At 73.9% G+C, this 10,766-nt stretch carries 12 protein-coding genes; 4 read left to right on the plus strand and 8 right to left on the minus strand.

Annotated elements, in window-relative coordinates; all coding sequences use genetic code 11:
• Positions 1 to 114 precede the first annotated feature (114 nt).
• Genes PKY62_RS01145 through PKY62_RS01155 form a run of 3 tightly spaced genes read right to left on the minus strand, consistent with a single transcriptional unit; the run spans position 115 to position 3,209 of the window.
• Entirely contained in the window at positions 115 to 873 is a 759-nt protein-coding gene (locus PKY62_RS01145; protein ID WP_324534004.1) for an HAD family hydrolase, read from the minus strand.
• Positions 870 to 2,378, minus strand: coding sequence for a glutamate--tRNA ligase (gene gltX / locus PKY62_RS01150; RefSeq protein ID WP_324534006.1), 1,509 nt, complete (start codon positions 2,376 to 2,378; stop codon positions 870 to 872). Before gltX ends, PKY62_RS01145 begins: the two co-directional genes overlap by 4 nt.
• 45 nt (positions 2,379 to 2,423) lie before the next feature.
• Complete coding sequence (locus PKY62_RS01155) at positions 2,424 to 3,209, minus strand: fumarylacetoacetate hydrolase family protein (RefSeq protein ID WP_324534008.1); 786 nt, start codon at positions 3,207 to 3,209, stop codon at positions 2,424 to 2,426.
• Positions 3,210 to 3,254: 45 nt separating this feature from the next.
• On the opposite strand from PKY62_RS01155, the gene PKY62_RS01160 reads away from it, so the two are divergent.
• On the plus strand, positions 3,255 to 4,268 hold the full coding sequence (locus PKY62_RS01160) for a heparan-alpha-glucosaminide N-acetyltransferase domain-containing protein (protein WP_324534010.1): 1,014 nt from the start codon (positions 3,255 to 3,257) through the stop codon (positions 4,266 to 4,268).
• Here PKY62_RS01160 and rnhA read toward each other — a convergent pair.
• Positions 4,258 to 4,689 carry a ribonuclease HI gene (gene rnhA, locus PKY62_RS01165; RefSeq protein WP_324534032.1) on the minus strand — a complete coding sequence of 144 codons (432 nt, stop codon included), beginning with the start codon at positions 4,687 to 4,689 and terminating at the stop codon, positions 4,258 to 4,260. The genes PKY62_RS01160 and rnhA overlap by 11 nt on opposite strands.
• A 92-nt stretch (positions 4,690 to 4,781) precedes the next feature.
• Here rnhA and PKY62_RS01170 point away from each other — a divergent pair, with 92 nt between their 5' ends.
• Positions 4,782 to 5,708 carry a 3-methyladenine DNA glycosylase gene (locus tag PKY62_RS01170; protein ID WP_502875764.1) on the plus strand — a complete coding sequence of 309 codons (927 nt, stop codon included), beginning with the start codon at positions 4,782 to 4,784 and terminating at the stop codon, positions 5,706 to 5,708.
• 1 nt (position 5,709) lies between these two features.
• Here PKY62_RS01170 and PKY62_RS01175 read toward each other — a convergent pair whose 3' ends face one another.
• A complete protein-coding gene (locus tag PKY62_RS01175) occupies positions 5,710 to 6,426 on the minus strand; it encodes a maleylpyruvate isomerase family mycothiol-dependent enzyme (protein WP_324534013.1) in 717 nt (238 codons plus the stop codon).
• A gap of 100 nt (positions 6,427 to 6,526) precedes the next feature.
• On the opposite strand from PKY62_RS01175, the gene PKY62_RS01180 reads away from it, so the two are divergent.
• A complete protein-coding gene (locus PKY62_RS01180; RefSeq protein WP_324534015.1) occupies positions 6,527 to 8,086 on the plus strand; it encodes a S1C family serine protease in 1,560 nt (519 codons plus the stop codon).
• Between the two features lie 67 nt (positions 8,087 to 8,153).
• Here the strand turns inward: PKY62_RS01180 and PKY62_RS01185 are convergent, their stop codons facing one another.
• The 3 genes from PKY62_RS01185 to PKY62_RS01195 are packed head-to-tail and all read right to left on the minus strand — an operon-like array spanning position 8,154 to position 10,114.
• A complete protein-coding gene (locus tag PKY62_RS01185; protein WP_324534017.1) occupies positions 8,154 to 8,687 on the minus strand; it encodes a Clp protease N-terminal domain-containing protein in 534 nt (177 codons plus the stop codon).
• Position 8,688: 1 nt separating this feature from the next.
• Positions 8,689 to 8,922 carry a hypothetical protein gene (locus PKY62_RS01190; protein ID WP_324534019.1) on the minus strand — a complete coding sequence of 78 codons (234 nt, stop codon included), beginning with the start codon at positions 8,920 to 8,922 and terminating at the stop codon, positions 8,689 to 8,691.
• 31 nt (positions 8,923 to 8,953) lie between these two features.
• Positions 8,954 to 10,114 (minus strand): N(5)-(carboxyethyl)ornithine synthase, encoded by a 1,161-nt coding sequence (locus tag PKY62_RS01195; RefSeq protein ID WP_324534021.1) that lies wholly within the window; start codon positions 10,112 to 10,114, stop codon positions 8,954 to 8,956.
• 149 nt (positions 10,115 to 10,263) lie between these two features.
• On the opposite strand from PKY62_RS01195, the gene PKY62_RS01200 reads away from it, so the two are divergent.
• Positions 10,264 to 10,766, plus strand: a 503-nt coding sequence (locus tag PKY62_RS01200; protein WP_324534023.1) for a DEAD/DEAH box helicase, incomplete at its 3' end; no start/stop codon positions are given.

Raw genomic sequence — 10,766 nt, forward strand, 5'->3', positions numbered from 1 at the left:
GCCCGGCTCCTCGTGACTCGTGACGCGACGGCACCTGGGGCTCGCCGTCGAGCCTCGGTCGCAGGGTGCAATCGCTTGCACCCTAGTGGAGCGGGGCCCGCCCTGCGAGAGCCGTCAGCCCGCGAGACCGAGCCTGCGCGGCACCTCGTCGAGCGAGGTCACGACGTGCACGCCGGCCGACCGGCCCGCGGCGATCTCCTGGGCCGCGAGGTGGACGCGCCGGGGCCCGGGCCGGTCCAGCCACACCCCCACGAGCCCCGCCGCGACGGCGGCCCTGGCGTCGACGTCGAGCTCGTCACCGACGTAGGCGGTGCGTCCGGGCTCCGTGCCCAGACGGCGGCAGGCCTCGAGGAACACCGCAGGGGCCGGCTTGCCCACGCCGAGCGTGTCGACGCCCACGAGCATCGGCACCCGGTCGGCCAGCCCCGTCCGCTCGAGCTTGCTCGTCTGGTAGGCGACCGCTGCGTTGGTCAACGCGCCCAGTCGCACCCCGGCGGCGAGCAGCCGGTCGACGGTTCCGGAGGCGTCCGCGTGCGCGGCCCACGCGCCGGAGAACCCCGCCTCGAACACCGCGTTCCAGCGCTCGTACCCCGCGTCGTCCAGCACCGGGCCGCCGAAGGCGCCGTGCAGCTCGTTGGCCCGCGCCATCCGCTGGACCTCGTACGGCACCTCGCCGCGCGTGTACGCGCGGTAGTGGCCGCCGACGTCGGCGCGCCACGTCGCGAGCACCTCGCCGTGGCGCTCGGCCGGCAGGTGCGGCAGGTAGGCGGTGACCACGACGTCGAGCGCCGCGACGAACGCCCCACGGGTGTCGACGAGCGTGTCGTCGACGTCGAACAGGACGCCGTCGACCAGCGGTCGGCCGGTCGTCACAGGCTCGCGCGCAGCGCCGCCAGCCGCGCGAGGGTGGACTCCCTGCCCAGGATCTCCATCGACTCGAACAGCGGCGGGGAGACCTTGCGCCCCGACAGCGCCGTGCGCAGCGGTGTGAAGGCCAGCCGCGGCTTGAGCCCCAGGCGGTCGACCAGCGCGGCGGTGAGCGCCGCCTGCGTCGCGGCTGTGGTGAAGCCGTCCGCCGGCAGCGCGGCGAGCGCGGTCGACGCGGCGTCGAGCACGGCCCCGGCGTCCTCGCGCAGCGCGGCGCGCGCGTCGTCGGCGACCACCAGCGCGTCGTCGGCGACGAAGAGGAAGCCGAGCATCCCCACGGCCTCGCCGAGCAGGGTCATCCGCTCCTGGACCAGCGGGGCGGCCACGACGAGGACGGCGCGCTCGTCGTCGCGCAGCGCGTCCCACGTCGCGGCCGAGACGACGTCCGCTGCGTGCAGGTACGGGACCAGGCGCGTGCGGAAGTCCTCCGGCGCCAGCATCCGCACGTGCGTGCCGTTGATGGCCTCGGCCTTCTTGAGGTCGAAGCGCGCGGGGTTGGGGTTGACGTCCACGACGTCGAACGCGGCGACCAGCTCGTCGACCGTGAAGATGTCGCGGTCCGCCGCGATCCCCCAGCCCAGCAGCGACAGGTAGTTGAGCAGGCCCTCGGGGGTGAACCCGCGGTCGCGGTGCAGGAAGAGGTTGGACTCCGGGTCCCGCTTGGAGAGCTTCTTGTTGCCCTCCCCCATGACGTACGGCAGGTGGCCGTACACGGGCTCGACGGTCGCGACGCCGATGGCGATGAGGGCGCGGTAGAGCACCACCTGGCGCGGGGTCGAGGACAGCAGGTCCTCGCCGCGCAGCACGTGCGTGATGCCCATGAGGGCGTCGTCGACCGGGTTGGTCAGCGTGTAGAGCGGCTGGCCGTTGCCGCGCACGATGACGAAGTCGGGCACCGAGCCGGCGGCGAAGGTCAGCTCACCGCGGATGAGGTCCGTGAACGTCACGGCGTCGGCGGGCATCCGGATCCGCAGCACCGCCTCGCGTCCCTCGGCGCGGTAGGCCGCCACCTGCTCCGGCGTCAGGTCTCGGTCGAACCCGTCGTAGCCGAGCTTGGGGTCGCGGCCGGCCGCGCGGTGCCGGGCCTCGACCTCCTCGGGGGTCGAGAACGACGCGTACGCGAAGCCCGCCTCGAGCAGCCGGCGCGCGACGTCGGCGTAGATGTCGAGCCGCTGGGACTGCCGGTACGGCTCGTGCGGGCCGCCCACCTCGACGCCCTCGTCCCAGTCCAGGCCGAGCCAGCTCATCGCGTCGAGCAGCTGGCGGTAGCTCTCCTCGCTGTCGCGCGCCGTGTCGGTGTCCTCGATCCGGAACACGAAGGTGCCGCCGACGTGCCGGGCGTAGGCCCAGTTGAACAGGGCCGTGCGGATGAGGCCGACGTGCGGCGTCCCGGTGGGCGAGGGGCAGAAGCGGACGCGCGTGGCAGTCCCGGAGACAGGCGTGGTGGGCACGCCGTCAGCGTAGTCGGCGGCAGCGCCGGACCGACCGGCGCCCGATCAGTCCCGGCGGACCACCGGGTTGCGCAGCACACCGATCTCCTCGACCTCGACCTCGACGACGTCGCCGTGCACGATCGGCCCCACCCCGGCCGGCGTACCCGTGAGGATGACGTCGCCCGGCAGCAGCGTGAAGGCGGCCGAGATGTAGGAGATGAGGTGCGCGACGTCGAAGACCATGTGCGCGGTGTTGCCGTCCTGCCGCATCTCGCCGTTGACCCGGGCGCTGATCTCGAGGCCGTCGACCTCGAGGCCCGGGACGATCCACGGGCCGAGGGGGCATGAGGAGTCGAAGCCCTTGGCCCGGGCCCACTGCCCGTCGGTGCGCTGCGCGTCGCGGGCGGTGACGTCGTTGGCCACCGTGTAGCCGAAGACCTGGTCCAGCGCGCGCTCCGGGGAGACGTCCTTGGTGACCTTGCCGATGACGACGGCGAGCTCGGCCTCGTGGTGCACCTCGGTGGTCCACGCCGGCAGCACGATGGGGTCGTCCGGCCCGATGACGCTCGTGTTGGGCTTGAGGAACAGCAGCGGCTCCGCCGGCAGCTCGTTGCCCATCTCGGCGACGTGCTCGGCGTAGTTGCGCCCCACGCCGATGATCTTCGAGCGCGGGATCACCGGGGCGAGCAGCCGCACGTCCGCGCGCGCCAGCGGCACGCGCTCGCCCGTGAGCTGGACGGGCATGTAGATCGGGTCGCCGCGCAGGACGACGAGCTCCTCGGCGCCCGGGGCACCCTCGACCATGGCGTAGCGGGGGTCGTCCCCCGTGGTGAACCGTGCGATGCGCATCGCACCAGCGTAGGCGCTGGCCGGCGGGCGCCCTACGCTGACCGGGTGCAGCGGCTGGTGGGGGTGGACGTCACCCGGGGGCTGGCCGTGCTCGGGATGTTCACCGCGCACGTCGGCGCGGTCGAGGCCGGCTTCTGGACGTCGACCGGCTGGCTGGCGGTGGCCGACGGTCGCTCGGCTGCGACGTTCGCGACCCTCGCCGGGCTGTCGGCGGCCCTGCTCAGCGGCGGCCACCACCCCCCGCCGGACCTGCACGTCCCCCGCGTCCGCATCGCCGTCCGGGCGGTGCTCATCGGTGCGATCGGCATCGTCATGGCGGCGCTCGGCACTCCCGTCGCGGTCATCCTGCCGGGGTACGCGGTGATGCTGACGATGCTCCTGCCGGCGCTCGGGCTGCGCCGGCGCGCGCTGCTCGGGCTCGCGGCGATCGCGCTGGCGCTCGGCCCGCCGCTGCTCCTCGCGGTGCAGGGCTCCGCCGCCACCGCGACGTTCCCGCTCGACCTCGTCATCGGGCCCTACTACCCGGCGGCCGTCTGGATCGCCTACCTGCTCGTGGGGCTCGCGGTGGGCCGCCTCGACCTGCGCTCGTCCGACGTCCGACGTCGGCTCGCGGTGCTCGGCGTCGCCGGCGCGGTGCTGGGCTACGGCACCGGCGCGGTCGCGCTGCGGGTGCTCGCGGCGGACCGGACGTGGTGGCGCGCCCTGCTGGCCACCCACCCGCACGCCAACACGGCGCCCGAGGTGGTCGGCAACCTCGGGGTGGTGCTGCTGGTGCTCGTCGGGTCGCTGGTGGTCGCCGACCGGTGGTGCCGTGCGGTGGCGCCGCTCGCCGCGACGGGTGCGCTCGCCCTGACCGCCTACTGCGGACACCTCGTCGCGATCGCGCTGCTGGGACCCGACGTCGTGCACCGACCGAGCAACCTCACGCTGGCCGCCTTCGTCGGCGTGACCGTGAGCGTCTGCTGGCTGTGGCGGGCGCGCTGGGGCCGTGGGCCGCTGGAGCGGATGGTGCACGCCGCTGCGGTCGCGGCGGCCCCGGCCGTCGAGGTCAGGAGCTAGGGACCCCGCGGTTCGCCAGCTGGTCGGCCCGCTCGTTGCCGGGGTCCCCGGAGTGCCCCTTGACCCACACCCACGCCACGGTGTGGCGCGCGACCTCGATGTCGAGCGCCTGCCACAGGTCGACGTTCTTCACGGGCTTCTTGTCCGCCGTGCGCCAGCCGTTGCGCTTCCACCCCGGCAACCACTTCTGCATGCCGTTCATGACGTAGCTGGAGTCGACGTGCAGCGTCACGGCGCACGGTCGGGTCAGGGCTCGCAAGCCCTCGATGACGGCCGTGAGCTCCATCCGGTTGTTGGTCGTCGGGTTCTCGCCGCCGCACAGCTCGCGCTCGTGGCCGCCGGTGCGCATCCACGCACCCCAGCCACCCGGGCCAGGGTTGCCCTTGCAGGCGCCATCGGTCCACATCTCGACGGTCGTCATGTCCTCGGGCACCGCCACACCCTACGGCCCTGCCGGACCGGGTCCCCGGTCGCGCCCGACCCTCGCGTCGGCCGGGCGTCTACCGTGGTCCGGTGACCACGCTCGCCCCCCGCACGACGGCGCCGACGCGGACCGCCACGGTCCTCGGCCCCGACGCGTGGATCGCGGCGTCCGCGGACCACACGACCCGCGCCGATGCGCTGACGGCCGCCCACCGTGCGCGGCGCGCCACGGGCGAGCACCACCCCATCGAGGACTTCCTCGTCGACTACTACGGCCTGCGACCCGCGCGGCTGCGCCGCTGGCACCCCGGCGTGGGGGTGCTCCTCACCGGTCCCGACGTGCCGCAGGCCACCTGGCGCTGGTACCGCGCGCACGCCATCCCGGCCGGGCGGGGGGTCGGTCTGGACGTCGAGGCCTTCCGCGCCGAGCGCGGCTCGACGGTCGCGTACGTGCACCGGCTCCTCGTCGCCACCGCGTCGCGCCCGGCCTTCACCGGCTGCCTCGGCCTGCACGAGTGGGCGATGGTCTATCGGCAGGACGACGCCCGACGCCGGCACAGCCTGCCCCTGCGGCTGGGACGCGCCGGGACCGACGCCGTCGTCGAGGCGCACCCGGTCCGCTGCTCGCACATCGACGCGTTCCGCTTCTTCACCCCGGCGGCGATCCCGCTCAACCGGCTCCGACCCACGCGCGAGAACCAGCCCGACCTGGAGCAGCCGGGGTGCCTCCACGCGACGATGGACCTGCTCAAGTGGTCGCTCAAGCTGGGCCCCGCCGTGCCGGGCGACCTCCTGCTCGACTGCCTCGCCCTGGCGCGCGAGGTGCGGGTGCTCGACATGCGGGCCTCGCCCTACGACGTCACGAGCCTCGGCGAGAGCCCCGTGCCGATCGAGACCGCGGAGGGCCGGGCGCAGTACGTCGCGGCGCAGCGCGCGTTCGCCGCGCGTGCGGCACCGCTGCGTCAGCGGCTCGTCGAGACCGCCGCCGCGGTGCTCGCCGCGCCGGCCGGCCCGTGACTCACGGCCAGGGGCCGAGCTCCGGCAGCACCACCTGGTGGCCGTCCTGCTCGGCGTGGACGGGGTTGAGCGGCTCGCGGCCGGCGAGCCAGCCGATGAGGTCGTTGGCAGCCCCGGTCAGCCGCACGGGCACCCCGTCGCCCAGCCGACGAGGCTCGTCCACGTCGGTGGGGTCCAGGTCGAGCCGCACCCCGGCGGGGATCCGCACCGCGAGGTAGCCGGCGAGGTGCTCGCGCAGCGCCGCGCCCCACATGGTGTGCTCGACGCCCAGGTCGAGGTCGGTGAGGTGGATGCTGGCCTCGCGCCACCACAGGAGCACGACGGCGGCGGCCGGCAGGTCGTGGTACCCGGTGCGGCGAGCAAGGGACGCCTCGTCCAGCAGGTCCATCGCGCCCTCGACCCGGTCCAGCACCGCCCCGACCCGCGCGACGTGCTCGGCCGCCGTGCCCCCCGCACCCTGGTCGATCGCGGTGTCCCGAGCCGGCCTGCCGCCGTCGTAGAGGGGCGCGGCCGGCGCGTCGGTCAGGGCGTTCTCCACCTGCCGCACCACGGCCGAGCCCAGGCCCGCGAGGTGCGCGAGCACGTGGCCGCGCGTCCATCCGGTGAGCCGGGACGGCGCGGCGACGTCGTCGTCGGTCAGCCCCTCGAGCGCCGTGCGCAGCCGCTCGTGGGTCCACTCGATGGACTCTCGGGCCACGGTGACGTCGCTGGGGATCATCTCCCCATCCCACTCGCCCCGGGCCCCCACGGCAACCGCATCCTTGTGATGCATGATCGGCGGCCCTAGCATCCGGGTATCCGCCGTCGAAGGGCTGGCCATGTCCCACAGCACCCCCGCCGCCACGACGCACCGCAGCCGGCCAGCGCCGGTTCTCACCTTCGCCGCGACCACGGCGCTCGCCCTGATCCTCGCCGCGTGCGGGGGCGATCCCGAGCCGGAGGTGGATGCCTCTGCCGGGGTCTCGCTCGAGGAGGCCATCACCGCGACGGTCAAGATCGAGGCCTCGGGATCGCTGGTCGACCCGTACGAGGGCGCCCTCGAGGGCGGCTGGTGGGGCTCGGGCCTCATCGTCGACCCCAGCGGCCTCGTGGTGACGAACAACCACGTCGTCGTCGGTGCCGCGACGCTCGACGTCGAGGTCGACGGCGAGCAGTACAGCGCGCGGATCCTCGGCTCGTCCGAGTGCCTCGACCTCGCGGTCCTGGACCTCGAGGGCGACGGCTTCCCGTACTTCGAGTGGTACGAGGGCGACATCACCGCGGCCCTGGACGTCTGGGCTCTGGGCTTCCCCGCCGTCGGCGACACGAGCTTCACCGTCACCAAGGGCATCGTCTCCAAGCCGGACACGGCCAACGACAGCGAGTGGGCCTCGATCGAGCACACCATCGAGCACGACGCGCGCATCCGGGGCGGCAACTCCGGCGGCCCGCTGGTGGCGCAGGACGGCAGCGTCGTGGGCGTCAACTACGCCGGCAACGACGAGGACGACCTGAACCTGGCCATCCACCGCGACGAGGTGCTGGCCGTGTTCGACCAGCTGGCCAAGGGCCGCGACGTGCTGAGCCTGGGCATCAACGGGACCGGCTACCTCGACGAGAGCGGCTCCGGCATCTTCGTCAGCGGCGTGGCGTCGGGCTCGGTGGCCGACGAGGCCGGGGTGCGCCCCGGCGACATCCTCACCCGCATGGAGGGCGTGACGCTCGGCACCGACGGCACGATGGCGGACTACTGCTCGATCCTCGAGACCCAGGGCACGGACGCCACCATCGCCGTCGAGGTCTTCCGCCCGTCCGACGGCGGCACGTACGTCGGCCGCTTCAACGGCGCCCCGCTCGAGATCGCGTCCCTGCCCGAGGTCGACACCGGCGACGACACCAGCGGCGGCACGAGCGACACGACGGGCGACCTCGTCACGGTGACGGACGACTCCGGGCAGGTCTCCGTGGAGATCCCGAGCTCGTGGGGCCAGGTGGACGGCGCGCAGTACACCGACGACCTCGGCAACGTCGTCTACGACGTCACCGCGGCCCCCGATCTCGAGGCGTTCTACGGCCAGTGGGCTGCCTCGGGCGTGTCGGTCGCCGCGTCGTCGGACGCCCTCGCGACGCTCACGGTCGACGGCATCCTCGACAACGGCGGCCCCACCGCCGTGGACGGCGGCTGCACGCTCGACGGCGGGCGCCAGCCGTACAGCGACGCGCTCTACACCGGCTCGTACGAGTGGTGGGTCGGCTGCGGCGGGGTGGACACCACCTATGTGCTCATCGCGGCGACGGCAGACGACGGCACCCACATCGTCTCCGTGGTCATCCAGCTGGCCGTGGGTGACGAGGGTGCGCTGGAGCCGATCGTCGGCTCGTTCCAGGCGGCGTTCTAGCGGCTGCCGGTCCCGCCTGCGACCCTCGCAGCGACGCTGCCGCGGGAGGTCCTCCCGCGGCCCGGGCTCACCGGACGGCGACGGAAGCCTCCCGCGCGGCCTCGGCGAGGGCTGCCCGGTCCACCGCGAGCAGGTCGAGCGCGCGGGCGGCCGTCCCGGCGGTCAGCTCGCCCACGGCCGCGACGACGTCGGCCCCCCGCAGGATCGCGGGACGGCGGTGCTTGGACAGCTCGACCGCACGCTGGAACACCCGCTGGGCCGTGGGTGTCGAGCGGTAGGCGCCGCGGCCGAGCGGGACCGACGCGCCGTCCGGCGCCGCTGCCGGCGTCCCGTCCGGGACCCGATCGTCTTCGCCGATCGCCAGGCCCAGCCCGCGCAGCGCGCCGGCGTGGACCTCGACGACGGCCCGGCGCACGTCGACGTCGGTGAGCCCGAGCGCGCCGAACGCGGTCCGCGCGGTCCCGTCGGGCAGCGCGAGGGCTGCGAGGAGCAGGTGCTCTGCCCCGGGGATCTCGTCGCCCAGGGCGACGGTCTCCCGCTCCGCGGTGGTGAGCAGGGCGTCGATCGTGCGGATGTCGCCGATGGCGTGGCGAACGCCCATGTCAGGTCACCTTCCGGTCGGCCCGGGTGCCCCGCCGCGCGGGTGCCAGGCGCTGGTGCGCGGCCTGGGCGGACGTGCCCAGGGCGTCGCCGATCGCGGCCCAGGTCCAGCCCTCGGCGAGCGCCCTGTCGACGGCGGAGCGCTCGAACGAGGACGCGACCCTGCGCAGGGCGACCACCGCGGCGAACGCCTCCGCGGTGTCCTGCGGGAGCTGGAGGTGCTGTTCCTCGACCATGCGTCAACTATTGTTGATGAGCCCGGGCGTGTCAACTTTTGTTGATGACGGCATGGCGGCCGTGGGGATGGACGGAGTCGCGGCGCTGGAAGTCGAGGATCGCGTCGTTGACGACGTGACCGTCGCGCACCTCGATCGCCCGGCTCAGGGTGACGTCAGCTTCCCAGGCCGCCGGCCCGTCGAGCACACGCTCGAGGAACGGCAGCAGCGCGTCGCTGATCTCCCACGTCGCGGAGTTCCACAGGTACGACGGGCTGTGGTCGACCGCGTAGTACGCGATGTGGTCGCCCACCTCGACCATCGGCTCGCTGAACGTCGTCGGCCTCGCCCAGCTGAAGCCCATCCCGACGTCGCACGAGACGTCGACGACGAGGCTGCCGGGCCGGAACACCGCGAGGTCGGCAAGGTCGAGGTAGGTCCGCGGCGCACGGGTGTCCTGCAGGGTGCAGTTGACGACGACGTCGTGCTCCGCGAGGAAGGCCGCCAGCGGCACCGAGCCGTCCTCCGTGTCGACGTGGCTGAGGAACGGCGCCGTGAGCTCGTGGGCGAAGTGCACCATGCGGGCCGAGTGGATCGGCGAGGCGACCGCCGCCACCTCACGGTGGGTCAGGACGCTCACGTCGGTGATGCCGTGCGCCGCGAGCGCCGTGACCGCCCCCCGCGCGGTCGCCCCGAAGCCGATGACGACCGCCGAGCGGCGCCGACCGTAGTCGCCCGTCAGCCCCCGCAGCGCCAGGGCGTGCAGCACCGAGCAGTACCCGGCCATCTCGTTGTTCTTGTGGAAGACGTGCAGGCCGAACCCGCCGCCCGGCCGCCAGTGGTGCATCGCCTCGAACGCGATGAGCGTCAGCCCGTTGTCGATGGCCAGCTGCGTCACCTCGGCGTCCTGCACGCAGTGCGGCCAGCCCCACAGCACCTGCCCCGCGTGGAGATCGGCGAGGTCGGCGGCCTGCGGCTTGGGCAGCAGCACCACGTCGGACTCGGCCAGCACGTCCGCCCGCGAGGCCATCCGCCCGACGAGTGGTGCGAGATGCGTGTCGGCGATCCCGAACCGCTCGCCGTAGCCCTGCTCGAGGGTGATCCGCGCGCGCAGGTCGGGGTCGATGCGCTCGAGGTGCTCGGGGTGGATCGGCAGCCGCCGCTCGTCCGGCTTGCGCGAGGTCGAGACGATGCCCAGGCTCAGCCGGTTCACGATGTGCTCCCTCAGAGGGGAACCGTGGCGGCTCCGCCCTGACGACACTACGCCTGCGCCACGGGCGTTCCCCCGCACGCCCCCGCCCTGCCCCGCCGTGCCCCGCCCTGCCCGCTGCCCGCGGTCCGGCACCTGCGAGGATGGCCGCGATGAGCACCCAGCCAGCGGCACCCGGCACCCCGTCCGCCGGACGCATCGACCCGCGCACCGGCCGGCTCGACCTGGCGTCACGCATCCCGGCCGAGCCGGACGCGGACAACCTCTACGAGGCCTTCGTCGGCTGGGCGGCGGACCGCGGGCTCGAGCTCTACCCCGCCCAGGCCGAGGCGCTGCTCGAGCTCGTCACCGGCTCGCACGTCATCCTGTCGACGCCCACCGGCTCGGGGAAGTCGCTCGTGGCGATGGCCGCGCACTTCGTCGCGCTGGCCCAGGGCCGACGGACGTTCTACACCGCCCCGATCAAGGCCCTGGTCAGCGAGAAGTTCTTCGACCTCGTCGCGGCCTTCGGCCCGGAGAACGTCGGCATGATGACGGGCGACTCGAGCGTCAACCCCGGCGCCCCGATCCTGTGCTGCACCGCCGAGATCCTCGCGAACATCGCGCTGCGCACCGGCGAGGGGATCGCCGAGACCCCCGGCCACGTGGACGACCC

The sequence above is a fragment of the Actinotalea sp. genome (assembly GCF_035443605.1).
GTDB lineage: Bacteria > Actinomycetota > Actinomycetes > Actinomycetales > Cellulomonadaceae > Actinotalea.

Coding starts and splice junctions, on each gene's coding strand:
- PKY62_RS01185 (WP_324534017.1), bottom strand. CDS start 8,687: ATGGGCGTTCGCCACGCCATCGGCGACATCCGCACGATCGACGCCCTG.
- rnhA (WP_324534032.1), bottom strand. CDS start 4,689: ATGACGACCGTCGAGATGTGGACCGATGGCGCCTGCAAGGGCAACCCT.
- PKY62_RS01190 (WP_324534019.1), bottom strand. CDS start 8,922: ATGGTCGAGGAACAGCACCTCCAGCTCCCGCAGGACACCGCGGAGGCG.
- PKY62_RS01155 (WP_324534008.1), bottom strand. CDS start 3,209: ATGCGCATCGCACGGTTCACCACGGGGGACGACCCCCGCTACGCCATG.
- PKY62_RS01180 (WP_324534015.1), top strand. CDS start 6,527: ATGTCCCACAGCACCCCCGCCGCCACGACGCACCGCAGCCGGCCAGCG.
- PKY62_RS01175 (WP_324534013.1), bottom strand. CDS start 6,426: ATGATCCCCAGCGACGTCACCGTGGCCCGAGAGTCCATCGAGTGGACC.